Raw genomic sequence first — 24,497 nt, 5'->3', positions numbered from 1 at the left:
AGTAATTTTACAACAGCATCCTCTCTTTTGACTGCATTAGGGGCTTATTAGTCTAACCCGGAAATTGAAAAGAATCGCCTTGAAAAAAATTAAACTTGCAAGAAATAAAAAAATTTGATAGTTCATAGTTAAACTCGGCACATCCGAAATCTGCTCAGAATAAAAAATAATTGATAACGACAATAAAAAGCATGAAACATAATTTTCACAATAAAATATCTACGATTAAATCCATTCTCATGATTGTTGCTGGAATGACTTATCTTATCCAATCTCATGCATTTATTTCTCATGAGCAGGAACAAAGGAATAGAGTTAATCTCGCGGTTACTCAAACGAAACATCAGCGTGAAATCATCGTCCTAATCCATGGTTTAATGCGCTCTTCTTTAAGTATGGCGTCATTGAAATTGTACCTGAAAAATCAAGGATATCAGGTTTATTCTTACAGTTATCCTTCGACGCGATATGACATTCATGAGCATGGCGTTTTTCTATATCAATTTATCGAATCTTTATTAACAGAAAATCCAGGTAAAAAAGTTCATTTTATTACCCATAGTCTTGGTGGCATCATTATTCGCGAAGCATTAGCTAATCTTAACCAAAAACAATTAACAAATATCGGCTATTTAATTATGCTAGCACCGCCCAATCAAGGCTCTTCGTTGGCAAAATTATTTATAAAAGCTTTTCCAATCGTTACACCTCTAATCAAACCACTTGCAGAATTAAGTTCAGATGAAACAGCTTATGTGCATCGGGTTCCCATCCCTAACATTAAAATGGGTATCATTGCAGGACGCTATGATGCAAAGGTTCCGCCATCAGCTGCCCGCTTACCCGGACAAATTGAACCGGTTGTTATCGACACCAACCATGCTTTTATTATGAATAATCCGAAGACGAGACAGTTGATTTTAACATTCTTAGAAAAAGGGAAATTTAAGTAGCTATGCAAAGAAACAACGCAGGTTAGGCCTTGAGTCAACATTGCTTGAGCCCTGTAACCAATCTACAATTATTTCTTCCATAAACACTTATTCTTTACCATTTAATTTTGAGTGAATGTTTTGTTGGGCCAAAGCCCAAATTTGCCTGTAGGAGTTACTCCGTGTTTATCGCCATTTATTCGATTTAGAGGTAATATAAGCCGCTTCCCTAAAGTTATTCCGAACGGCAAAACTTTAAGGACGTGGCCTATTTTTTGTGAAATTTGCTGGGAGTGGTTAATGACTAATGCAATTAATGTCACTGAAATTGCTGATTTACATCGCGAATGTATTGTTCGTTGGAAAAACAGAGAATTGATATTGAGTCATCAAAATTTTTTAGCGTTAGTTGAAGAGAATCATTCGTTTAATTTCCAACTTTGGCATGCAGAAGATAGGGCTCGGCGCGATGATATGGGGTATGAATATGTTTATTTAGCCAAACGTGAAATTGATCATTGCAATCAACAACGTAATAATCGCATGGAAGCCATGGATGAATGGCTCTACACTGCCTTAAAACCTGCAAGTCCCAATGACTGCCCAGTGCATTCTGAGACCCCAGGAATGATGATTGACCGTCTTTCTATACTCGCGCTTAAAGCCTACCATATGGATTTACAAGCTAAACGAGAGGAGGTTGGCGAAGCGCATCGACAAAATTGTTACCGTAAATGGCAAACGATTCTTGCCCAACAAACTCAGCTGATGGACTGTTTACAACGCTTCTTTAATGAAATAATAACAAAAACGAGGACATTTAGGGTTTACCACCAATTCAAAATGTACAATGACCCTACGTTGAACCCACAATTGTACTCTTCATCTGCGAAGAACCAAACTCAGTAACCAATTGTGAGGGTAATCGTTGAGAGGATGGAGCAGGACGCGAAGATTGTTTACTTCCCGCAAAGACGTGATACAGCGAATGAACAAAACTAAATGAATTTGGTTTTTGCCCTTTCGGTGAGTCCTTCTCAGTCTTCGCTTGAACGGACGGCTCAGACTCTGTCGATGGCTTAGGCGTTTGCTCAGACTCTAAGACAGAGAACTGAGCACCCTGGGGAGGTTCTCCCACAGGCAAACGAGGTGTTATTTGCTCGGGCTCGATCACACAGGACTGTAGCGGATTCATTGCTGTGTCTTTTTGTACTCCATCAATAGATGAGGATTCGCCTATCAATGGACCCGAAGAGCCACACCCCCTGTAATCGTCATCTCGAGAGAACCAATCCTCTGAATCAATCGACGAAGGCGTGGAGTCACAGGCTAAGGCCAATTCTTTCGGTTTATTAGTTATGAATACTTTCTCAAGAGGATCTCGCCCCATGCGCGCATAGGCCCTTAAGGCAAACACCAGAGTATGGATAAAAGCGCTCAATGCGATAAAGCCCATCATGATGATTGACTCATGATAATGACCTTTATCATCCGGCTCCTCTAGCGAATTCATCATGAGTCCAACCGCTTTTGACCCTTTGCCAACTCCCGAAAAGAAAGAGCGTACCACTTCAAACCATTCTTCAAAAAAGAATTGAGGAGTGGGATCGATAACCATTCTATCGAGAATCGCTATCCTAACTAGCTCAAGCTGATCTGGCTCAAGCTCGGCAACGTCTTTTTTACATTTATTGTAAAGCCATTGAATATGGGACAGTTTTTTCTTATCTGTAGAGAGATTTTCAGCCTCTAGTTCTTTTTGTTGTTTACGATGGTGTTGGAAGGTATGGATTACAGAATGAGCAATAAATGCCATCAAGAAAACCAATCCAAGGCTAATACAACTGATTAATAGGGCGGGGGGGAAAGGAACAGAAGCTAAAACCAGGATTGTGCCGACAGCAAACACAAGGCTTGCAAGTGCTGAATAAGCATACAGTCCCCTCTTCGCACCTGCTAAAACGGCTGAAGTGTAAGAAAGGGTAGTAATAGAGCGGTAATTTTCGCGTTTTTCTTCAAATAATTCGACTACCTTTTCAAATTCAGCAATTATTTTTAATTGCTGCGCCAATAATTCGGAATTTTGAGAGTCCCTTGCTACAGCACTGTGCGTCCGTTGCAGCGCTTCAATCATGAGCTCTATTTTTTTTCCACTATGGGCTAATTCAATTTTTGCTTGGGCAATACGTAATTTGCGTTGAAAATCGTATTCTTCATAGGCACGGGTAGCGATACTGATTGTCACATACAGAAAAGAGAATACTGACATCGCAATTAATGCGGGTGGAGAAAGGGAACAAAGGCCTAAGACACCGACATACAAGTAAAGGCCATCAACGATACCTCCATAAGTCGCTGAGAGTAATCCTAATCGTTTTTGCCTCTCAGTTTGTTTTTTTATTCGTTTTAAATAATTATCAATATTTTCAAGAGTTATGTCCCTTGAGTTCTGGATCTCTTCCAGCAACTTGGCATTTTCCTTCATCATCGACTTGCGCTCGGTGAGCATTCGACGGTACCAAATGCGGTTTAAAACGGATAACCCCCCGAGTAAAACACCGACAGGAACAAAGAGGAAGGATAAATTTTGACCATTGAGTAACTCAACCACTTGGAGTGTACTACGCACCCCCTTATACGCATTTTTTAGGCCCTTCATTGTATCTCGGCAATAGGGCCATAAAATGGCTATATAACGCTTAAATGCATTGGGATCGTCATCACTGAAATGATTGGCAAGCATCGAGAAAGTAATGAGAACGATTGAACCGCTTGCCGCGGCTAAAGCACCACCGGGTTCCATTAACCAATCGTGCATTTCATCTGAAGCAGACTGTTTGCTCTCCGACACCAAATCAAAGAGATACTTGATCATGCTGTACGACAGGCTCAAGCCATCCAAGGCACCATATATTGCGTAAATATAATGCCACTTGTGTAGTTTCTTTGCCAGAAGCGGTGGGTTTTGATCCTTTCTCCCGGCAATCAGCTCCAAGTAACTTACTGATTCTATAGGAAGAGTTTCGATCGACATACAATTCTACGGGATCGGCTAGGATGGGAGGGATTGTACCGAATAATGAGACAATTGACAACAAATTTTTCATCTTGAGTCAAAATAGACCAAAAAGCGTTTGGCCATCGGCAATTCTATCACAAAGTAGGTAAAAAAATCTTTATTTTCGTTGCTAAGTTTTAGTAAAAATAACCAAATTTTATTCATTTCTATTATAATAGGTAATCCGAGCTCTGTGCGTTGGCTCACAAATCTGCTAGCATTAGCTATTTGCAAATTTAGTGAGAAGGTTTGCTAATGAGTTTGCGTCGTTTTTCTTGTTTGATTTTATTATTGCTATCAGGATTTTCCATGGCGACTGATACCAAAATAGTGTATGGGTATGTTGAAAAAGCAACGCTTGTCGATAAAGGGATGGTTCTATCAGCCAAATTTGATACCGGTGCAAAATCCGCTTCATTAAGTGCTGTTGATATTCACGAAATTGAGCAAAATGGCAAACCTTATCTACGCTTTAAAGTTCCAGGTAAGACAGAAGAAGTTGAGTTTACCTCAGAGTATTTAGGTAAAGTAAAAATTAAAGTGCGCGCAGGAGAACATCTGCCATCACAAAGGAAGCCAGCTCCTATCAAGCGGCCGGTTGTCATGATGCGCATTCAAATTGGTAATAAAGTCCGTAATATCCCGGTGAATTTAACCAATAGAAAACGCTTTAATTACCCATTACTTCTTGGTAGAGATGCAATCATCGCTTTTAATGGTCTGGTTGACCCGAGCCATGCCTTTTTAATTAAAACCCAGAAAGCAGTAAAAAATGAAGTCAAATAAACGACATGTGTATGGCTTAATTATCAGCCTTTTTTTGTTAGGTATAGGGATTTTTCTTTATCGACATCTTGTTCTTGATGTGCCATTAACAGACACAGAAACAGTGAATAGCTGGATGGTTGAGGCCAATTTACGTTTTGTAGCTGATCGAAATACCCCAGTAAAAGCAAGTTTTACCATACCCTATATGCCTCCTTACTTTGCTATTTTAGACGAGTACTTTGTTTCTCATAATTACGGAGTAACCACTAATTTAAGTGGTTATAATCGTCAAACAGTATGGTCGCAGAGGCGCAGTTCAGGTGACCAATCGCTTTATTACCGAGCCATTTTCCGCGAAGTGAATAACAATGAATCTTCGTTAACCAATAAACCACCACTCGTGAAAGCACAACCTCTTATTGACACGCAACGCTCAGCTGTGGAAGCCATAACCAATCAGGTTCGCCAATCATCGGCCGATATTCAAACGTTTGCTCAAGGCACCATCAAAGAGCTCAACAAACGCGATGGCAATGCTAAGTTATTGGTGGGTAATGACTTTACTGATGAGAATATTATTAATGCAGCGATCACGGTTTTAAATCAGGCTAAAATTTATGCGATGCCTGTTAAAGGAATTTATTTAGGAAAACAAAATAAAGCTGATTTAAAAGCGTTTATGGTGGTTCACAATGGCAAAGAGTGGACTTATATTAACCCTCGTACCGGTGGAGCAGGTTTCCCTAAAGATTTTCTTGTTTGGCAGTATGGCTTCGATCCGGTGCACGATGTGGTTGGCGGTAAAAAACCGGTATTCAATCTCACCGTCTCTCCCACACCAATTAATGCACTAACTATTGCAAAAGCACGAGGATCGCAAACTGATTCTCAATTATTGCGCTTTTCTTTATTGCAACTGCCGGTTAATGTTCAAGAAATTTATAAAATCTTACTTACTGTGCCAATTGGGGCTTTTATTATTTTATTGCTGCGTAATTTTATCGGCTTGAAAACATTCGGTACTTTTATGCCAGTACTTATCGCGTTAGCTTTCCGTGAAACGCATGTCATTTGGGGAATAACGCTCTTCATTATCATTGTTTCTTTTGGTTTACTGGCCCGTTTTTATCTTGATCAGCTTCGGTTATTGCTTGTTCCAAGATTGGCCGCAATTCTTACTGTGGTCATTTTATTGATGGTCTTTATCAGTGTCATAAGCCAAAATTTAGGTTTGGATTCTGGTTTATCAGTGGCTTTATTCCCAATGGTAATTCTAACCATGACAATAGAAAGAATGTGTATCACTTGGGATGAGCGAGGTGCTTCAGAAGCCATTAAATCAGGTGCCGGCAGTCTTGTAGCAGCCGTGATTGCTTTTGGCGCAATGAGCTATGCCCCCATGCAATATTTAATTTTTGCTTTTCCCGAACTCTTGCTCGTATTGCTTGCATTGATTTTGTGGTTTGGCCAATATCGCGGGTATAGGCTTTTTGAGCTATTCCGCTTTAAAGTGCTCGCGGGGAAAGAATAATGTTGCAGTTATATCGTCGTTTACGAGAACGCGGCATTCTCAGTATTAACCAGCGTAATAGTGATTATGTGCTGCGGTATAACAATCGCAAACGCTATCCATTAGTTGACGATAAATTACAAACCAAACGACTTGCTATACAAGCCGGAATTGCTGTGCCAAAGCTCTATGAAATTATCGAAAGTGAGCATCAAATTAAAAATATCGAGCAAATCTTAGAACCTTATAAAGATTTTGTGGTAAAACCTGCTCATGGCGCTGGAGGTGATGGTATTATTGTCATTACTGATAAAGTCTTTGGGCGCTATCGCCAAATTAACGGTAAACTTGTTACCGTCAACGAAATGAATTATCACTTGTCTTGTCTTCTCTCAGGTGCCTACAGTTTAGGTGGTCATGCAGATTACGCCATCATTGAACACCGTGTCGTAGTGGATCCGGTATTCCAAGAGGTGAGCTACGAAGGCATCCCGGATATTCGTGTTATTACTTTATTAGGCTATCCAGCCATGGCAATGGTACGTTTACCCACACGCTTATCTGGAGGCAAGGCGAATTTGCATCAAGGCGCTATTGGAGTCGGCATTAACTTAGCCACTGGAAAAACTCTCGGTGGCGTTTTTCATAATGATGCCATCGATTTTCATCCCGACACCATGGCACCAATTGTTGATATTGCTGTGCCTTACTGGGATAAGATTTTAGAAATTGCAGCCAGTTGTTATGAGTTAACGGGTCTTGGTTATCTAGGAGTGGACATCGTCCTTGACAAAGATCATGGTCCTCTTATGCTGGAGCTGAATGCTCGCCCAGGATTAAATATCCAAATTGCTAATCGTGAAGGTGGTCTTTCTCGTTATAGACTTATTGAAACTCGAGCTGCACAAGGTACAGAGCCCATTACAGACCGAGTGGCTTTCAGTAAGCAGCAGTTTGCTCGTTAAACCATTCAAAGGGCAATTTAAAATCATCGCGATCGGGTGGAGTAGCAAATGCGATCTAATTCGCTCTTATTTGTGCCGCCAATGAATTTATGCTTCTCGATTAACCAATAAAATTCATGAATCTCTTTTTTGGGACTCAAAACTACATGTTTAATGAACTTGTCGGCTGGTCATTCCAAGTGGCTTCATGTTCCTGTAATGCATTTTCAAGCACTGGGTTAAGAAATTGGGATAAATGATTTTCTTTATAGTACCTTATGAAGCGAGAAGCATAAGCGTATCTGTCTATATCAGAGATGTCTTTTTTGCTGAGATATTTAAGGGCTTCCGTGCTGGCAGCACTTGAAAAGAGCCCATTTAAGTTTAATAAGCCCGATAAACCACAGCATCGCGAGGATTTATAACGATAATACGCTTTAACTACCGAAGCCACTTCGTCAACAGAAAGTTTAGGATAATGTGCTTTATCATTGTACATAGAGTGCTTGGTATATATCGCGGGCTCTTTAACCAGCTCTAATTGGCTTTTTTTGTGCGTATAGGTGGGATAGGAATTCGATTTTTCCTGTGAGTCATTTGCGAGATATTGCAGCTTTATTACTCCCTGCTTGTGCTCTTCGTATTTTTTTAGTGAATTAAAAAAAGAACCAGCCAGGGTGTGAGCTTCTTTGATATTGGCATTAAGGAAAATAAGGTTAATCTGTAGCCGCCCTTGAAATTCATCGAGCAAACCATCTTCCTTCATTTTATCAGCGACCTCAGGGACTAAGATTGAATTATTATGCGCATAAATAACTCTAAGATGTTGCGATAATCCTTCAGAGTGCCGTAATAATTCAGTATCTATGTCGTCGATACCGTGCAATGGTGATTTATTTCCAGGTTTACCCGCAAATAAAATTGTAATTTTGGCGCTTTGGGGTCGTTGTTTTAATTTTTTCTCACCGTAATAACAGACTACCACTTCATTCTTTTGTTTCTGTTCCAATAGTAACCACTCTTCGATCATTTTCTTTTGATTGGATGGAACGTCTTTTCGTTTAAAAGGGATATATAAATAATGAGTCATCGTAAAGCCTGTTCTTTTAAATGTATCATTTAAGTAAAGATTTGTAATCATTATACTAAATTAGACCGAAAATGGAAGCAAAATGTTCTCAGTGGAGTAAAAATATTCATTTTCGTGAAATTATGCGCTCTTATAAAGTGGTTTAATTACTAAGGAATGTGTTTTTATATTTATCATTTATCGATTGGAATGAAGAAGTTAGCGTCTGCTGATAAAAAACTTAAGCTCATGTAGTGCACAATTACTTTAATAAACTCACTTAAAGTGAGGATTAGTTATGGAGAGAGGATCAGGCCCTCTTACCCAATAATCTATGTCTCATATTGGCTATTTTTCGGCGAATTTTTTGCTCAGGTCGAGGTCTGTAAAGTGGGTTCGTTATGGAATTGACATTAAGGTACTCCTCACCCTCAGGTGATTGTGCCGAAAAAAAATAATTGAACACACAGCATCGCGGGGCATCGCATACAACACGATTCACCGAATGCCAGGAATGGCGATTGGTTGCCATGACAATCAAGCGATTGAAAAAGCAAGGAACGATAATGCGCTGTTTAATGGACTCATCCCATAATTCATAATTGCCCCCGTTTTCCAATTTCCAATTAGGAGACACATAATAAAGAACATTCACAGTACGGTAGAATTTTCTATCCACATCATGGGAATTATCCAAATGAGGGTTAATATAATACCCTTTAAGCAGTGTACTGATTCCGCCAGCAAAACGTGAAGGATCAGGAATTTGGTTTTTAATTTCAGTGATTTCTTCAATTTCAGTAATCACTCTCGGATCTTGAAAAGCAGAATTGATGTCTTGTATTAAATGGGATGTATCTTTCAGATGACTATACCTTAACTTTAACTGCCCCAAATTACTTAGCATGTGCATGTTTTTGGGTTTGGGAAAATTTGCATAAATTTTCTCAGCGATCTCAACAGGAAGCACATTATCTAGGGCAAAATGATGAGCAACTTTAATGGGATGCGTTTGAAAAAATTGTTTTCTTAGATTTTCCTTTTCCTCGTGCAGTCTATGGACAATCAAATCAGTTAATTGTTTTTTCATTGAGCTAACCTTTCTTAATTTACTCCTAATGAATTCAGGATTAGAACACTCCAAAATGTTAATTACAGTTTAGACACTAAACTGGTATAGTTCCATGTTGCGGCTTTATGGCAGTAAGGTTTGATAGCTTATGGATAGCGATTATTTTTCAGGAGGCGCGCAACGCATTGCGGGAATGCAAGATACTCAATTTAATCACCCCGAAGGAGAGTCCTTGATGGAAAAAGCAGCATCAGGAGAACATAAGTCTTCAACATGCTCAAAGCATATAGAGAGCAAAAAAAATTTCTGGAGCGGTCTTAAAAAAATAGCCAAACACTTTATTAAGCGTATTGCTCCCCCAATAATGGTTGGTGAAGTACATCGCTTGCGGCGTATTGAGCAACTTCTTGAGCAACTCAATTTACGCATTGAAAATCGATTGCATCATATCGAGCAACTTACCCAAGGAATTGGCCATCGATTACATACTCATGATTTTCGGCTCGATCATCTCAAAGAACTCATCAAAGAAGTTGAACCATATCAGCCAACTTATGGGATTGGTGGTGTGCTTCAAAGAGAACCGCAACGTACCAGCCAAGATAGGTGTCGTGCCATAGAAACTTACTTTGGTAGGGTTGCCGGAAAACGCATGCTGGATATCGGGTCATCGCTGGGTTACATGTGTTACTATTTTGCAGACCGTAGTGCAGTGACTGAAGGCTGGGAATACAATGCCAAGAATGCCGAAGTTGCTCGCTTGATAGGGAGTATCAACAATATCCCTACAGTTATCAGGACTAAAGCACTCGATGAAAATTCCATAAACACTATTGAGCCAGGTCAATTTGATGTTGTGACTATTCTCAGTGTTCTGCATCATACAGTCTATTATAATGGATTGGAGTACACACAACGGCTCATGAAAGCGCTTCTGGAAAAAGTGCCCATGCTTATTGTTGAACTCGCAAGAAAAAATGAGGACCCAACGCTATTTTGGAACGACGCACAACCTGAAGATGAACTAGCTGTATTTGATCTTGTAAAAGATAAAGTGGCTATAGAAAAAATAGGGGATTTCTCTACTCATTTATCCGATAAACACCGCCCCCTTTACGTCGTTAAAGCTAAAGACAATGTAATTACTGTAAATAATCGTCAATTCTCTTACCTGTTCAAAACATTCGAGGCTTACCCTAATTCACCGACGGTTTATGCGATAACGCGTCGTTACTATTTGAGCAAAGAGTATGTGATAAAAGAATATGTATTCGACGAGCGAAGTGGCGAGGTAAATCGATGCCAAATTGTCTCTGAAATTAACACCCTCTTACATTTAACTAACATTTATCACATGCCAGAACTGGTGGATTTCGAGCTATCATCGAGCGGGGCTAAATTGGTATTAAAGCGTATTAGCGGAAAGCTTTTAGTGGATCTACTCCATGAACCGGGCGAAATAAATGCAATAAATGTAGCACAAGAGCTCCTTAAATCGCTTGCAGATTTGGAAAAAGAAGGGTTACATCACAATGATGTCAGAACGTGGAATGTCATCTGCGATAAAAGCCATGTTTCGCTTATTGATTATGGTTTCGTTTCCCATAAAGAAATTGATAATGATGCCATTTCATTACTGTGGCTGCTCAGTGCTATTTTGACTGGTATCCGTGAAGGATATCCTGTCAATAAAAAGGAACTCCCTAAAAAAGCAATATTCGAGCAAAAGCCCTCTTTACTTGCTTTTTACGAGGCAATTGAATCAGGTGTATATTCGCCCTCGAGGCTTCTAACAACCATCAAGCAATATGAGATGGAAAAAAAGTAATCGCTCACGTCCTCTTTACTCTATGTTCCCGCTTGAACGCGGGAATGGAGGATCATTACCAAAAAATTAGCATTCGTTTAGACAAATCAATTTTTTGCAGAATGAATTGTTTTTAGACGTAATCGTCCTATGTCAGAGAGATCCATACCTGGAGAAGAGAGTCTATCCAAACTCCATTGCGATTTAGAAAAGGCATCAAGGATCACAGGGATATGCACATAAGGGAACCGCTTAAGCAAGGTTTCCTTTTGCATAAAAAGAGAGAATGTTTTTCCATGCAACAAGGGAATTTCTTGAATGGTTAACTTCTTTTCTATAATGTTTAGCGCTAACCATGCGGCAGTATATCCCTGCTCCATACTTGAAATGGCAATGGCTAACATTCCTCCATCTATAATGAAAGACTCATAAACCCCAACCACCGGAATGTGGCTGTGCTCATTCATCCATCGCACTAACCGCTTCGAATCAATTTCTCTGTTACCCTCCATGATCGTTTGATAAACAGAAACCAGTAAAATATCCGCTTTTCTTTCGGCTTCGAATACTGCTGCTTTCCATTGAGCAAACGTTTTTACCCGTTTATGAGCAACTAATCCATAAGATCCCCAGTCTTCTTTCATGATGGATTTATCCAAAGTCTTAGCTGCTTTAGAATCATCTGACAAATAATAGATGCGTTTTTGATTGCGGAACATCAACGATAAAATTTCGCGTATGGCTTTCACGGGTATTTGCTCAGTGATGCCTGTGATGTTAGGTGTACTGTCATACTCGAGCCAACGTTTAGAATCAGTAATGCCAGCAAGAATAACTTTAATGTTCGTTGAATACCCAAATTCTCGCACTGCCATATCCTGAGCATCATCATCAAAGGCGATAAGAATATCGGGGCGCCAAGCTTCTATTGTCGTTTTAATCGCTTTAGAAACCCGTTCTAAATACTCTTTGGAATTATGATGCTTAGCATCCATGTAATAATAACGTAAGCTTATATATGCTTTATCACCAAAAACTGTCCTTATCCCTTGATTCAAACTTTGCACCCAAGGCATATTAGCATTGTAACTATGCAAGACAAAAATTCGTGGTTTATGTAATCGTTGATAACCTAGGAAAGAGAACACAACCAATAAAAATAGGCCCGTGCATAAGGTTGTAAGATATTTGATCTTCATAACACCCCAATTTTCCGCCAGAATGGAATGCTAAGCAGAATTGCAACGAGGCGTAAAACAGAAAACCATGCATTAACGGACAGCGTTTTCCTTAAATCATAAGCATTATTTCCTCGCGCCCACTCTTCAAAACACAAATAATAGCTTGATTGATAAGGAAAAACCCAGGCTTCGGTAGCCATTAAAATAACGAAGGCCACCAGCCAAGTATTAATCAACGCTTGCTGTGCAACAGGCATTAAAAGAGTAAACATCAAGGCGGGGGCAGCCATGGTACCGAACAATAAGCCACCTAACCAACTCACTACATACACTAAAATGATAAAAATAATTTGCTGTTCATAAGCAATATCACCAAGCCAAGACAAATAATTAATAATCCATGCTTCGATCCCAATCTCTTGGACGCAGCGCATGATGCCAATGATTGCCCCCAGATAAAAGAGAAAGGGCCAATTAATACCATTTTTAAAATCATCTTTGTTTAACACCCCTGAAGTTAGCAAAATAAAGAAGATTGCAAAGCTAATCCAAGCACTTGGAATTTGGTGCAAAGACGAAAACGCCAATCCTAAAATCAAAGCGACAATACTTAAAATGGCAGCCCATTCATGAATGGTTAAACTACCCATTAAATAAAGTTCACGCTTGATTGCTAACCGGTTAACCACTAAGGAATCTTGGCTACGGAATTTCAAAGAAAGTAAGGTAAAAAAAGCCAGCACCAATAAGGCTCCTGGAACAGAAGACACAATAAGCCAATTCATCCAGCCAAATTGCCATTGCGTTTGCTCGGAGAGCATGCCATAAAGGACAAAATTACTTGATTTGCCCGTTAAAAACATGACGGATAATAAAATACATCCATTAAATGCTGAACAAGCAAGGCTATTGGCAGCAATACTGCGGGGACTAAGTCCTGCGGTTTTTCGCATGTTTTCAAGCAAGGGGGCAATCAGTGACACCCGAGCGCTCTGAGCCGTCATTACAGGTGTGAGTAAAACACCAATAACAAATAAAACGATTTGGAGTAAAAATTTATTCTTAGGTAAATGATTCAAAATCAGTAAAGATAACCGATAAAAAAGGCGAGATTTTACTAAAACAGCACCGATCCCAAACACACCCAAGGCTAAAAAAAAGCTGTCTGAACCAAACCCCGATAAGAGCACCGTTTGTTGTGCTAATCCTAATAACATGGTGGCCAAAATCACAAAAACCGCGGGCACATATTCGGGTAGCAAACGGAAAATCCACATAACAAGTGCAGCTGAGAAAATGACAACAAAATTAGTGCAAGCCCAATTCATTGTTGTCTCTTGCAAAAGATAAACAAGAAAAGCCGGAAGAATTAAGGCTACTAACCATCCAACCACATTGAAAGTATAACTGGAGAACCGCAACAATTGCATCGTTAATTCGCATTAGAGAATGGCTGTCTATTTTATTTTCAAACTGATAAAAATGCAAAATTAAATGCAAAAAAGACGATAGACTTACTTAAATTTGGCTTGTATCCTTAGCGAAGAACATTAATAAAAACAATCAAAAACAGGATAAGGATTATGCCTATCAGAACCGACCAGCCTTTCATTCTCCATCGTGAGAAAATAACGCGTAAAATTGCAAATTTTTGGGATCAATTATCGGAGGGCTGGCGCTTGGTTTGGGGACCTCATATTCATCATGGGTATTATGAAGATTCCCAAGTGATTACCCCAAATGAAGCACAAGAAAAATTAATAAAAAAATTAGCTGATAAGCTCAAAATAGCTCGAAACAATAAAATCCTAGATGTAGGCTGTGGTATGGGTGGCAGCAGCCTCTACTTGGCTCAAAATTATCAGGCCATTGTTACTGGCATTACCCTTAGTTCTAAACAAGTGGCCATTGCTTTTCAGCAAGCTCAAGAACAAAATATTAACACTGTCACTTTTAAAGTCGAAGATGCTCTGGAGCTGAAAAGTATCGAAAATAACTCTTTTGACATCGTGTGGTCATTAGAAAGCTGTGAGCAATTTTTCGATAAAAATTTATTTATCCAAGAAGCCTTTCGTGTGCTGAAACCAGGAGGAAAGTTACTCCTGGCAACTTGGTGTTCAAGCGAAGAAGAGTACGCAGGAGAATACGCCAAAAAATATCAAAATTTATGCCTTGCCTTTGATCTTCCTTACATGCCCACAATCAATCATTATCAGCAATTATTGAATCATCAAAATTTTATTGTGGAAACGGCTGAAGACTGGTCACCTTTTGTTAAACAAAGTTGGAACATAGGCTTATCGCTTCTGAGTGCTTATCACTTTTTAAAAATATTAAGAATAGGAGGCTGGCGTGGATTTCGTTTTGCAAAGCAGATAAAACTGATGCAGGAAGCTTTTGAGCAAGGTAGGGTTTGTTACGGTGTGTTTTTTGCGGTTAAGCCCGCGGAATAATAAAGAAATATGTTACGATCATTAGAGTCTGTCGATGACTCAATTTTCCTACATGGCTCTTTGTCTACGTTTACGGCTTGTCTGCCGACAAGCCGCAGGATGGAAGGAATAAGATAAGCGAGGCGATTTGTCGCTCTCTACCTTTGCTTTTTCTCCTTGCCTTCACTACCTCTCCAATCAGCTTCCAGTTGCACAAAATTCTTATTTTTTTTACTAACCCCCAACACAATTCCTCCTGATTTAATTCCCTTTTCATACATTTTGGCTTGCTCTTCAGTGAAGCCCCAGCCCACCATTGCTCCAAAAAGTCCACCCGAAATACCGCCAGCTCCTGCGCCGGCAAGTGCCGCGATAATTGGTCCTCCAACAACCACCCCCAAACCAGGCAATAGGGTTGTCGCGCCTAACCCTGCAATCGCACCGATTGTTCCTCCGATTACTCCTCCTAAAGAGCCACCAATCGCGGCATCCTCAATTAAATTGTCGGAAAATATTTGATGGCTGGAAGTCCCATAATATTTTTTCCGTGTGTGTTCAGACATCAGTACATTAATTTCTTTTACTTTATATCCACGACTAATGGCATCTTGATATGCCTTTTCCGCCGATTTTCTATCGTAAAAAATTTCAGTTAACATGGAATTATCTGATTTTTTACTCACTATCAATTCTCCTTAAATAGCGACAGCTCTTTTTAAAAGAATAGTACAGGATTAATTCATGATTAAGCACAAAGGTGATCTTTAATGGCAACAAGAAAATGGGAACATTTTATTCATGAGGCTGATGTCGGTGTAAGAGGCATTGGTCCTACTCTTGAAAGCGCTTTTGAAATGGGCGCTCTTGCTTTAACTAACGCAGTCACTGACAGTAATATCGTTCATGCTACTGAAAAAATTGCCATTTCGTGCGCCGCACCTGATCGTGAAATTCTATTTACAGATTGGCTAAATGCTATTATTTATAAGATGGATACATTAGGTATGTTATTTTCTGAATTTCATGTACGTATCAAAAACCTTAAATTAGAAGCAATTATTAAAGGGGAAAAAATAAATCGTCATCGGCATCAACCTGCAGTAGACCCCAAGGGGGCAACTTATGCCGAATTAAAAGTTTATCAAGAAAACGATACATGGATAGCGCAGTGCATTGTGGATGTATGAGGATTAGATAATATGGATCTGAATTTATTTGAAAAAGTAACCGAATATGAATGGCGAATTTCTCCTCATCAATCAATGAGAGTTCCTGGAATTATTTTTGCTTCTGAAGCCTTACTGAGTGAAATGGACGAAAAAGTCTATGAGCAATTAAGGAATGTGGCGAAATTGCCTGGTATCGTCAAAGGTGCTTTAGCGATGCCCGATGCTCATTGGGGCTACGGTTTTCCTATTGGCGGCGTGGCTGCTTTTGATCCAGAGCAAGGCGGTATTGTTTCAGCAGGAGGAGTTGGATTTGATATTCTTTGCGGTGTTCGCTTGCTCACGACAGGACTTGATCGTAGTGAATTCGAACCTTTCAAAGAAGAATTAGCTGATGCCCTATTTGCTCAAATTCCTGCGGGTGTTGGCAGCAAAAGCCATATTCGCTTAAACGCAAAAACAATGAATGCCATGTTAGAAGGTGGCGCTAAATGGGCGGTAAAACAAGGCTATGGGGAACCTGAAGATTTAGAATATATCGAAAGCAAGGGCTGCCTCGAAGGGGCATTGCCTGAGAAAGTGTCTGAACATGCTAAAGAACGCCAAAAAGCAGAAATGGGTACTTTAGGTTCAGGAAATCACTACCTCGAAATCCAAGAAGTGACCGAGATCTATTATCCAGAGGCAGCCGCTGCATTTGGTCTCACTAAAGGAAGCATTGTTGTCAGTATTCACTGTGGCTCTCGGGGTCTAGGCCATCAAATAGGCACGGATTATTTGCGCTCGATGACTCTATTCGCTGAGCGACAGGAAATTAAGTTAGCCGACCGGGAATTAGCTTGCGCTCCCATAAAATCACCCCTTGGCGAGAATTATTTAGGTGCTATGCGCGCTGGAGCTAATTGTGCACTCGCTAATCGTGAAATTATTACCCATTTTATGCGTGAAACCTTTCAAGATATTATGCCAGGTACAAAGATTAAACTCGTTTACGATGTTTCACACAATATCTGCAAAGAAGAATGGCATGACCTAAATGGTAGAAAGACCCGCTTGTTTGTCCACCGTAAAGGGGCCACACGCGCCTTCGGGCCCGGCCATCCCAGTTTACCCAAAGACTATGGCAAAATTGGCCAGCCGGTTATTATAGGTGGCAGTATGGGTACAGCCTCCTATGTTTTGGTGGGAACAAAAGCGGCTGAGAAGAACTCCTTCAGTTCTGCGTGTCATGGAGCCGGACGGGCGATGAGTCGTCATCAAGCTACTAAAAAATGGAGTGGTAAACAAATCATTGAACAATTAGCACAGCGAGGTATATTAATTCGCAGTGGATCCTATCGGGGGGTTGCTGAAGAAGCGCCCGAAGCCTATAAAGATGTTAATAGTGTTGTCAATGCTGCTCATGATGCGGATTTAGCAAGAAAAGTAGCGCGATTAGAGCCGCTAGTTTGTATTAAAGGCTAGTTAAATAATTGGCTATAGTTCAAAAACAATCCCAATACAATAATGATCAGCGCAATAATAATGAAACGATTGACTAATTTGAACAGGGCGTGTTTCACACCATGACGCGCAAATACTCTGAGCATCGCTATGCGTTGATCATTGCTGTCATGCAATTCTTTATTATCAGAATTAACCACGTTACCTTTTTCATTGAATTTGAGAAGCTTCATTTGGCGAAAATATTTTTTGCTGTAATCAAATAATAACTGCTCTCCTTTTTTAATATCTCTTGAAGCGAAAAGTGCTATTACTTCCACCCCTAAAACGTTGTAGCCAATTGCAATAAGATTTGCAGCGGTAGTGGATTCCTCGTCGCTGCTAGGAGCATGATTGATAAATCTAGCCATATTTCCATATTCTCTCGCATCCACTCCCATATTCAATGCATCTGTTTTAGGGTGAAAATAATAATGCATTGCCTTAGGCTCTATGTTTTTCATTCCACAATAAAATAACACAAACTCATCTTTATTAATCGCTTGACGGGCATAGACACCAAATCCAATAAAATGATTAATATAACGTAGCTCCAATGGCTCAACCTGATCGGCGAGATCAAGTAATTCCCTTATCACTTCATCTGTCTTATAGAGTAAATCTCCCTCAATTTGATTGGGTAAATCGCTGAAAGAAAGTTGTGCTTTAACAATAAATTTATCCTGAAATTGGAATTGAAATTTAGAAAAATCACTCACAATGTCATTTAATTGGTTAATGGTAATTTCTTCCTTTGCCGGCTTACGATAATCGAGAGAAAATGATAATTTATAAATGGCTTTTAGCCTGAAAAAAGAAGGAGAAGGAAAGATATCAAATTGGCAATTCAGTGGATCTTTTGCATGAATAAGTGTTGCATAAATAAGTCTTGGTGCTAATAATAACTCAGCAAAATTGTTATAGCTGTATTGATATAAATTGGTCGATGAATGAAGCGATGGTTCGGTAAGCAAAGGATGGATAAAATCGAATTGCATTAACTCGTTTATCGCAATTTCTTTTTTATTATTGATTACACATTGGCCAGTAGAAAGATTAAGAACTGCAGTTTTGTAAGTAGAATTGCTTTTTTGATTACTTAGAATAATGTTAACCATGCTTATTCCCTAGTATGGCCGTCGCCTAAGATAATCCATTTATAACTAGTTAACGCAGCCAAAGCCATTGGGCCCCGAGCATGTAATTTCTGCGTGCTAATCCCAATTTCAGCACCCATACCAAATTGCCCACCATCGGTGAAGGCTGTTGACGCATTGACATAAACCGCAGCTGCATCCACATGAGTTAAAAAATAAGTCATTGCTTTTTGATCTTCAGCAATGATTGCTTCACTATGACCAGAAGTGTATTGCATGATATGACAGACTGCTTCCTCCACCGAAGAAACGGTTTTTATCGACATTTTATAAGAAAGAAATTCTTGGCCGAAATCTTTACTATTGGCTTTTTGAAGTAAAGGCTTTGGGTAAAACGCTTTGAGCGCTTCATAACTTAATTCATCAGCGAAAATTTCCACTTTTTTTTCGGCGAGCAAATCCACTAAGCGAGGTAAATCCGCCAGACGTTTTTCATGGATGATGAGTGTATCCAACGCATTGCAGACGCTCACTCGCCTAGTTTTTGCATTATCAATCACTAAACGCCCTTTTTCCACACTGCCACTCACATCAAAATACGTATGGACTATTCCTGCACCCGTTTCGATTACGGGAATTTTGGCATTTTCACGAACAAAATTAATCAATGCTTGACTCCCTCTAGGGATGCATACGTCAATTAAATTTCGTGCACTCAAAAGAACATTGAGTGCTCGGCGATCAGAAGGCAATAAGTAAACAGAATGGTTATCGACATCTTGCCCTCGTAGACTCTCATTAATGAGAGAAACTAAAATTGCATTGCTGTGCTGAGCCTCTTTTCCTCCCTTTAAAACGCAAGCATTACCGGTTTTAAAGCACAAAGCAAAAACGTCAATTGTGACATTGGGCCTTGATTCATAGATAACAGCGATTACTCCAAGTGGCACCGAAACGCGTTGAATGCGCAGCCCATTTGCCATTCGTTTATCTTCAAGCATTCTATCAAGCGGTTGGGGTAGGGCAGCTATCGCTTCAACATCCGCAGCCATCGCTAGAATTCTTTCTTCTGACAATAAGAGGCGATCATACCTCGGATCTTCCCTAGCCATTAATGCTAAATCTTTTTTATTTTCGTTTATTATTTTTGGTGAATATTGACGCAAGTGCGCCGCAAGACTCAGTAAAACGTTCGTTCGTGTTTCCTCATCTAAAACCATTAAATGGTAACTTGCGGCTTTAATATCGTGTAACTGATGAATTATTTCGTCTTCATTAAACACTGAGTTCTCCTAAAAAAGATGCAAATGATCATAGTGGATAAATTCCGGCATATCTTTTCGCCCCAAATATTCACTGAGTTTATTGGCATCGTATTTAGCAAGTCCCACACCTATTTTTTGACCTTCAGGTGCTAGAATTTCGACTAAATCTCCTTTCTTAAAATTACCCTTATAATTTTCTATACCAATAGGCAATATACTAATGACTCGTTTATTTTCTTTTAGAATTTTAAATAATCCAGAATTGACTGAAATGGATCCCGTTTGCTTTTCACTATTATAGGCAATCCATCGTTTGATATTTGATTTTTTCTTGCTTGGCAGAATGACCGTACCCAATTGTTCTTGGGTAATGATTCGCATGACAGCAGAAGGTTGGTTGATACTGGTGATGTGGGTTGTGATGCCTAAGCTCGACATTTTACGCGCGGTCCCGAGTTTAGAAGTCATACCGCCCCTGCCTTGCGTACTTTTCATAGTTGAAACCTCAGGCCAGTTTTTTTCGGGATTGATCACAGGAATTAATTCCGCTCCAGGTGAAGTAGGATGACCCGTATATACGCCTTCAACATTACTTAAAATTATTAATTTATCCGCATTCATTTGGGCAGCAATAAGTCCTGCAAGTTCATCATTATCGGTAAACATTAATTCTTCGATAGCCACGCTGTCATTTTCATTAATGATTGGAATAATGTTTCTGTGTTCCAGTATCTCACGCAGCAATCTCGCAATGTTTAAATAGTGTTGCCGCGTCTGGAAATCTTGTTTGGTGAGTAACAGCTGTGCGGTAAGGAAATTATACTTTTTGAACATTATTGTGTAGATGTTCATTAATTCATGTTGCCCTAAAGCCGCTAAAACTTGTTTTTCTCCAAGCGAACTCCCGTAGTGGCGTCCTAAATACTGACGAGCTACTTTTCGGCCTGAACCCACCGCGCCTGAACTCACTAAAACAACATGATGATCGGCTTTTTGCAGCGCCACAATTTGTTCCACTAAATGCTGCATGGTTGGCTCAAAAGGCGTTCCATCATTGGCTAAGATACTTTGCGTTCCCACTTTAATCACAATTTTCATTGAATAGCCTGCTTTCAAAATCATGAACTATAGAAGAGTACATTAATCTCAGGATTACAAACAGAGTGACACAGAGGGATATTTAGGACAGGTAATAGTATTCGTAGCCTGGGTGGAGCGCAGCGTAATTCGGGAAGACTTGGAGTAAAATCCTGGGCTACGCTGCGCTTCACCCAGGCTCACAGCCGAGTAGGTTGGGGTGATCCCCAACTACTCAATTCAACCTGCGGCACTATCAGGCTCAGAAATATTACGAAGACGCGCGGCCTCGATCACGAGCAACTTGAAGTAATCATAGGACATGTAAAAATCCCCATGATCACCTACTTTTTTACCCCATGAATTACGCAGAGTAAATAAACCACGATGCTCTTGGCCTTGATCATCGATGGCAACGGCATTATCATCGTAGCCAGTAATGACCATTTCATGACCACCAAATTCTTGCTTCAAATAAGCGTCTCTCGCGATTTCTGGGGTCAATACCCAAGTATCTCCTTCGACTTTATTTTTACCTACCGCGCCCGCAAAACCTAAATCAAAGTCGAGTAACAATACGCCAAAAGTAACCCTATCGCCTGCATTTAAAGCGGCTTTAACTTGATCAACTGTTTTATTGGTATCAGCTCTGTCCAAAATGGCCTGGTAGACGTCCAAAATCGGTGACCAAAGTACTTTTTCGCCTATGTTTTCGCTCATTTGATGGTAGTCTTCTATATTAACGAGTCCATCGATGCCAACCATATCATTCACAGGATAAGCGGTTAATCCACCACACCCTTCAGTTTGTTGGTGTTCTTTATTGACTATTCCATAAGTATCCAACTGACTTAGAACAAAACGGCCCCAAGAGCCCGCCCAACCGCTAGGAAGATAAGCATTTTTTTCGAGGTAATTACCCAACTGTAGTGAACATAATTGGCTGACATAGTCACCCTTATTGAGGACGGCATCAATCGCTGCAGTCACTGCAAAGGTTACGCAAGTCCCATGCATACCTTGATTAAGGACAGGAACATCACCCATTCCTAATTCTACTTTTCCTGGATACGCTGAATGAGAGGCGTTCGTTGCAAATTGCTTGGTATGCGCCAGGGCATTTTTTGCTCTAGTAGCAAAAGCATTCTTTGCTTTGTCCGAAAGTTCGACTTTTAATAAAGTGATTTTTCCAGTCGTATCAGCAGCTCCTCGGGGTGCAATGTGTTTTTCGGAAGAGGGAGGAATCTTGACTGGCTGTGTAATCGTTCCCACGATTTTTATATCTTGGGCTACTACACTTCCAGTGAATATCACAGATAAAAGAGCAAAATGGGCTAACTTCATAAAAATCTCCAATATGATCCACGAGGACAACGTGGTGAGGAGAGTATATACCCAAGACACTTTAAAATGCTATATTTTGGACAACTTGAAATTAACCACTCAATCCCGGTACGGAAATGCGCTGCCTATCGTGTAATCGTAAAGCAGTTAATCGCCCACCCCATAAGCAGCCTGTATCAATTGCAAAAATGGTAGGATCGGGCGAATGCCCGGCTAAAGCAGCCCAATGACCAAAAACAATATCAGCATTAATCGGTTTTCGATTAGGCACTTCATACCAAGGAATTAGATTTTTAGGTGCGTTAGCAAGGGTTCCTTTGTAAGACAACACTAAATTTCCTTGATTGTCACAAAACCGCATGCGCGTGAAGTAGTTGGTAATCACTCGGAGTCTAGGTATCCCCGTTAATTCTTCTGACCAATGGCTTGGCTCGTTTCCATACATATTCATTAAAAAATCGCCGAAATTGTCGCCGGCTAAGGCATTTTCCAATTCCCGTGCGCATGCTTTTGCTACATTAAGATCCCAAGCGGGTGCAATGCCAGCATGGCACATCACTACGTTGAGCGCAGGATCATGGTGGAGAATGGATTGCTTACGTAGCCAATGTCCCAATTCCTCGCTATCCTTTGCTTCTAACACTTCATGCAGCGTATCATCCTGATTTTTTTTTATTGGTTCCTTTGTCAATAATCTGGCTAACAAATGCAAGTCATGATTACCCAAAGTGACGACAGGCTGAATGGGTAAATTTTTTACAAATCGTAGGACAGCAAGTGATTGTGGTCCCCGATTGACTAAATCACCCACAAACCATAAACGATCTTCCTTTTCGTTGAAATGAATTCGATCCAGCAGGCGTTGTAAAGGGTCATAACAACCCTGTACATCGCCAATAGCATAATCAGGCACGGGTTAATGCCCCAGGACGATGGGATGCCTGTGGTGCAGGAGTGGTTTCTGCAACCCATTGTCCGGATGAGGAGAGGAGCGGTATCGGAGTAGCCACATAGGTGGCTGGCTGCGCAGTAAAATGACTACTGTTAGCATGCCCTTGATAAATGAGTTCCATTGCTGTAACGGTGGTTACCTTACCCGTATTAACATTGTGCAACTGAACTTCATTAGGAAGAACCACCCCATATTCTTTTAAAACAATACCCGTTACGATTTGTTGCGTGGAAGTTTGCTCGAAGCGAGAAGTGACATTACCCTCTGCACCCACCTGATGCATACTCAAAGATAAAAATCCATTACGAATGGCTTGTATGGAATTATATTGAGGGTTACTCCTCATGAACATCTCCCACATCTCCGCACAAATCAGCAATCCACCTGGAACCACAAATAAAGGGGCTTTGTTAATCATAATCACCCCGGATTCCAGTGACTTGGTTAGCCACTGGATAAACTCAATGCCTATCTGTTGTTCTTTCTCAGCAATGGATTCAGGGGCTCGATCGGTAAATGTGCTCATTCTGCCATACCGTCCTCCTTTACCTGAACCGTATCCCCCTTTTAAAGCAAACTGATTTAAATAGCGCTGGATAGCGACAGCGTCAGCGCGGACTAAGATGGCCCCTAACGTCCCCGAACCTTCGGTGTCTTCATTAAGCAATGCAAGCCAGACAGCTAACACCTCCAGGTTGGAAGCTATCCATGCAAAGCCACTTGCCGGCATTAAAAATCGGGCGATTAACAAATTGAGACGGCGACGAAACTCCTCATCCGCTTCTTTTTGAAACTCGTAGCTATAATAGTTACCCACGCCGACTAGGCTTTCCAATAAGGGATTCCACTGCTTTAAAAATTGACCATTATTATCGTGTAAATCGATAGTAAACTCGATACATAACTTCCCAATCCCCTGGAGAATTGCGGCTGAAAAAAGCGCATATTGCCACAATTTTTGCTCTTCTGATAACCCATCTGGGCTATCCTGAATGAGAAAATTTTGAAATAAATTCAGTGCCGCTTCAGTGCGGTTAAGCGCATGATCGATTAAACCACCCGGCTGAGAGTAATAGCTCGTCGAAGTTTCGGGCAAGTTTTGACAATGATTGGCTAAATTGTGTACTAGACTAAGACATAAGCTATCAAAACGAGCCTCTTCCAATGCACATGATTCTTTAATTTGCCGCAATAAAGCAGTACGTTTTTCATCACCCAACAAAAGTGATGCGTTGACGATGCGAGTTAAGTCCTTTAATGACTTAGTTTGCGACGATTTTACTCTTTTTCCATAATGATGAAACAAAATCAACCTCCACCAAGTATACTGTATTAATTTTA

21 protein-coding genes are annotated in these 24,497 nt (G+C 40.3%); 9 read left to right on the top strand and 12 right to left on the bottom strand.

The genetic code is table 11. The features are described 5' to 3' along the window. Nucleotides 1-191: 191 nt before the first annotated feature. Both B5D33_RS06690 and B5D33_RS06685 read left to right on the top strand, forming a co-directional pair. The gene (locus B5D33_RS06690; protein WP_058453721.1) at nt 192-953 is read left to right on the top strand and encodes an alpha/beta hydrolase; all 762 of its coding nucleotides are present in this window, start codon (nt 192-194) and stop codon (nt 951-953) included. A gap of 279 nt (nt 954-1,232) precedes the next feature. Next, entirely contained in the window at nt 1,233-1,841 is a 609-nt protein-coding gene (locus B5D33_RS06685; RefSeq protein WP_058453720.1) for a DUF4254 domain-containing protein, read from the top strand. Here the strand turns inward: B5D33_RS06685 and B5D33_RS06680 are convergent. Then, the gene (locus B5D33_RS06680; RefSeq protein WP_133140941.1) at nt 1,789-3,966 is read right to left on the bottom strand and encodes a UbiA prenyltransferase family protein; all 2,178 of its coding nucleotides are present in this window, start codon (nt 3,964-3,966) and stop codon (nt 1,789-1,791) included. The genes B5D33_RS06685 and B5D33_RS06680 overlap by 53 nt on opposite strands. Nucleotides 3,967-4,245: 279 nt before the next feature. On the opposite strand from B5D33_RS06680, the gene B5D33_RS06670 reads away from it, so the two are divergent. The 3 genes from B5D33_RS06670 to B5D33_RS06660 are packed head-to-tail and all read left to right on the top strand — an operon-like array spanning nt 4,246 to nt 7,233. Continuing rightward, entirely contained in the window at nt 4,246-4,776 is a 531-nt protein-coding gene (locus B5D33_RS06670; RefSeq protein ID WP_058453717.1) for an ATP-dependent zinc protease family protein, read from the top strand. Then, complete coding sequence (locus B5D33_RS06665; protein ID WP_058453716.1) at nt 4,763-6,289, top strand: inactive transglutaminase family protein; 1,527 nt, start codon at nt 4,763-4,765, stop codon at nt 6,287-6,289. Before B5D33_RS06670 ends, B5D33_RS06665 begins: the two co-directional genes overlap by 14 nt. Further along, nucleotides 6,289-7,233: an alpha-L-glutamate ligase-like protein gene (locus B5D33_RS06660; RefSeq protein WP_058453715.1), complete on the top strand. Its 945-nt coding sequence runs from the start codon at nt 6,289-6,291 to the stop codon at nt 7,231-7,233. Before B5D33_RS06665 ends, B5D33_RS06660 begins: the two co-directional genes overlap by 1 nt. A gap of 142 nt (nt 7,234-7,375) precedes the next feature. Here B5D33_RS06660 and B5D33_RS06655 read toward each other — a convergent pair whose 3' ends face one another. Both B5D33_RS06655 and B5D33_RS06650 read right to left on the bottom strand, forming a co-directional pair. Beyond that, nucleotides 7,376-8,302 (bottom strand): hypothetical protein, encoded by a 927-nt coding sequence (locus B5D33_RS06655; protein WP_234802473.1) that lies wholly within the window; start codon nt 8,300-8,302, stop codon nt 7,376-7,378. 289 nt (nt 8,303-8,591) lie between these two features. Then, the gene (locus B5D33_RS06650) at nt 8,592-9,371 is read right to left on the bottom strand and encodes a 2OG-Fe(II) oxygenase (protein ID WP_058453713.1); all 780 of its coding nucleotides are present in this window, start codon (nt 9,369-9,371) and stop codon (nt 8,592-8,594) included. A gap of 130 nt (nt 9,372-9,501) precedes the next feature. Between B5D33_RS06650 and B5D33_RS06645 the strand changes: the two genes are divergently transcribed. Beyond that, the gene (locus B5D33_RS06645; protein WP_058453712.1) at nt 9,502-11,181 is read left to right on the top strand and encodes a protein kinase domain-containing protein; all 1,680 of its coding nucleotides are present in this window, start codon (nt 9,502-9,504) and stop codon (nt 11,179-11,181) included. An 86-nt stretch (nt 11,182-11,267) separates the two neighbouring features. Here B5D33_RS06645 and B5D33_RS06640 read toward each other — a convergent pair whose 3' ends face one another. Continuing rightward, nucleotides 11,268-12,359 carry an ABC transporter substrate-binding protein gene (locus tag B5D33_RS06640; RefSeq protein WP_058453711.1) on the bottom strand — a complete coding sequence of 364 codons (1,092 nt, stop codon included), beginning with the start codon at nt 12,357-12,359 and terminating at the stop codon, nt 11,268-11,270. Beyond that, a complete protein-coding gene (locus tag B5D33_RS06635; protein WP_058453710.1) occupies nt 12,356-13,771 on the bottom strand; it encodes an SLC13 family permease in 1,416 nt (471 codons plus the stop codon). Before B5D33_RS06635 ends, B5D33_RS06640 begins: the two co-directional genes overlap by 4 nt. A gap of 153 nt (nt 13,772-13,924) precedes the next feature. Here B5D33_RS06635 and B5D33_RS06630 point away from each other — a divergent pair, with 153 nt between their 5' ends. After that, nucleotides 13,925-14,794: a methyltransferase domain-containing protein gene (locus B5D33_RS06630; RefSeq protein ID WP_058453709.1), complete on the top strand. Its 870-nt coding sequence runs from the start codon at nt 13,925-13,927 to the stop codon at nt 14,792-14,794. A gap of 137 nt (nt 14,795-14,931) precedes the next feature. On the opposite strand, the gene B5D33_RS06625 is transcribed toward B5D33_RS06630, so the two are convergent. Then, entirely contained in the window at nt 14,932-15,456 is a 525-nt protein-coding gene (locus B5D33_RS06625; protein WP_176119740.1) for a hypothetical protein, read from the bottom strand. 84 nt (nt 15,457-15,540) lie between these two features. Here B5D33_RS06625 and B5D33_RS06620 point away from each other — a divergent pair, with 84 nt between their 5' ends. Then, nucleotides 15,541-15,960: an archease gene (locus tag B5D33_RS06620; RefSeq protein WP_058453708.1), complete on the top strand. Its 420-nt coding sequence runs from the start codon at nt 15,541-15,543 to the stop codon at nt 15,958-15,960. A 12-nt stretch (nt 15,961-15,972) separates the two neighbouring features. Further along, on the top strand, nt 15,973-17,403 hold the full coding sequence (locus B5D33_RS06615; protein WP_058453707.1) for an RtcB family protein: 1,431 nt from the start codon (nt 15,973-15,975) through the stop codon (nt 17,401-17,403). On the opposite strand, the gene B5D33_RS06610 is transcribed toward B5D33_RS06615, so the two are convergent. The 6 genes from B5D33_RS06610 to B5D33_RS06585 all read right to left on the bottom strand — a co-directional run bounded on the left by B5D33_RS06610 (nt 17,400) and on the right by B5D33_RS06585 (nt 24,462). Continuing rightward, the gene (locus tag B5D33_RS06610; protein WP_058453706.1) at nt 17,400-18,539 is read right to left on the bottom strand and encodes an SET domain-containing protein-lysine N-methyltransferase; all 1,140 of its coding nucleotides are present in this window, start codon (nt 18,537-18,539) and stop codon (nt 17,400-17,402) included. The two genes, B5D33_RS06615 and B5D33_RS06610, sit on opposite strands and share 4 nt — an antisense overlap. 2 nt (nt 18,540-18,541) lie before the next feature. After that, complete coding sequence (locus B5D33_RS06605; RefSeq protein ID WP_078767365.1) at nt 18,542-19,801, bottom strand: glutamate-5-semialdehyde dehydrogenase; 1,260 nt, start codon at nt 19,799-19,801, stop codon at nt 18,542-18,544. A 9-nt stretch (nt 19,802-19,810) separates the two neighbouring features. After that, nucleotides 19,811-20,881 carry a glutamate 5-kinase gene (proB, locus tag B5D33_RS06600; RefSeq protein WP_058453705.1) on the bottom strand — a complete coding sequence of 357 codons (1,071 nt, stop codon included), beginning with the start codon at nt 20,879-20,881 and terminating at the stop codon, nt 19,811-19,813. A gap of 219 nt (nt 20,882-21,100) precedes the next feature. Next, a complete protein-coding gene (locus B5D33_RS06595; RefSeq protein WP_058453704.1) occupies nt 21,101-22,204 on the bottom strand; it encodes a C1 family peptidase in 1,104 nt (367 codons plus the stop codon). A gap of 91 nt (nt 22,205-22,295) precedes the next feature. Continuing rightward, complete coding sequence (locus tag B5D33_RS06590; RefSeq protein WP_058453703.1) at nt 22,296-23,117, bottom strand: symmetrical bis(5'-nucleosyl)-tetraphosphatase; 822 nt, start codon at nt 23,115-23,117, stop codon at nt 22,296-22,298. Beyond that, nucleotides 23,110-24,462, bottom strand: coding sequence for a TraI domain-containing protein (locus B5D33_RS06585; RefSeq protein WP_058453702.1), 1,353 nt, complete (start codon nt 24,460-24,462; stop codon nt 23,110-23,112). Before B5D33_RS06585 ends, B5D33_RS06590 begins: the two co-directional genes overlap by 8 nt. Between the last annotated feature and the right edge of the window lie 35 nt (nt 24,463-24,497).

Origin of the sequence: Legionella maceachernii, assembly GCF_900167045.1 — a bacterium.
Lineage (GTDB): Bacteria > Pseudomonadota > Gammaproteobacteria > Legionellales > Legionellaceae > Tatlockia > Tatlockia maceachernii.
This window is presented reverse-complemented; position numbering and strand designations above follow the sequence as displayed.

Excerpts from the sequence above, each read along its gene's own strand:
- B5D33_RS06655 (WP_234802473.1), bottom strand. The coding sequence starts at position 8,302 with ATGACTCATTATTTATATATCCCTTTTAAACGAAAAGACGTTCCATCC.
- B5D33_RS06665 (WP_058453716.1), top strand. The coding sequence starts at position 4,763 with ATGAAGTCAAATAAACGACATGTGTATGGCTTAATTATCAGCCTTTTT.
- B5D33_RS06690 (WP_058453721.1), top strand. The coding sequence starts at position 192 with ATGAAACATAATTTTCACAATAAAATATCTACGATTAAATCCATTCTC.
- B5D33_RS06670 (WP_058453717.1), top strand. The coding sequence starts at position 4,246 with ATGAGTTTGCGTCGTTTTTCTTGTTTGATTTTATTATTGCTATCAGGA.
- B5D33_RS06610 (WP_058453706.1), bottom strand. The coding sequence starts at position 18,539 with ATGGTTAACATTATTCTAAGTAATCAAAAAAGCAATTCTACTTACAAA.
- B5D33_RS06635 (WP_058453710.1), bottom strand. The coding sequence starts at position 13,771 with ATGCAATTGTTGCGGTTCTCCAGTTATACTTTCAATGTGGTTGGATGG.
- B5D33_RS06640 (WP_058453711.1), bottom strand. The coding sequence starts at position 12,359 with ATGAAGATCAAATATCTTACAACCTTATGCACGGGCCTATTTTTATTG.
- B5D33_RS06680 (WP_133140941.1), bottom strand. The coding sequence starts at position 3,966 with ATGTCGATCGAAACTCTTCCTATAGAATCAGTAAGTTACTTGGAGCTG.
- B5D33_RS06660 (WP_058453715.1), top strand. The coding sequence starts at position 6,289 with ATGTTGCAGTTATATCGTCGTTTACGAGAACGCGGCATTCTCAGTATT.
- B5D33_RS06595 (WP_058453704.1), bottom strand. The coding sequence starts at position 22,204 with ATGAAGTTAGCCCATTTTGCTCTTTTATCTGTGATATTCACTGGAAGT.
- proB (WP_058453705.1), bottom strand. The coding sequence starts at position 20,881 with ATGAAAATTGTGATTAAAGTGGGAACGCAAAGTATCTTAGCCAATGAT.
- B5D33_RS06685 (WP_058453720.1), top strand. The coding sequence starts at position 1,233 with ATGACTAATGCAATTAATGTCACTGAAATTGCTGATTTACATCGCGAA.
- B5D33_RS06630 (WP_058453709.1), top strand. The coding sequence starts at position 13,925 with ATGCCTATCAGAACCGACCAGCCTTTCATTCTCCATCGTGAGAAAATA.
- B5D33_RS06650 (WP_058453713.1), bottom strand. The coding sequence starts at position 9,371 with ATGAAAAAACAATTAACTGATTTGATTGTCCATAGACTGCACGAGGAA.
- B5D33_RS06645 (WP_058453712.1), top strand. The coding sequence starts at position 9,502 with ATGGATAGCGATTATTTTTCAGGAGGCGCGCAACGCATTGCGGGAATG.
- B5D33_RS06615 (WP_058453707.1), top strand. The coding sequence starts at position 15,973 with ATGGATCTGAATTTATTTGAAAAAGTAACCGAATATGAATGGCGAATT.
- B5D33_RS06620 (WP_058453708.1), top strand. The coding sequence starts at position 15,541 with ATGGCAACAAGAAAATGGGAACATTTTATTCATGAGGCTGATGTCGGT.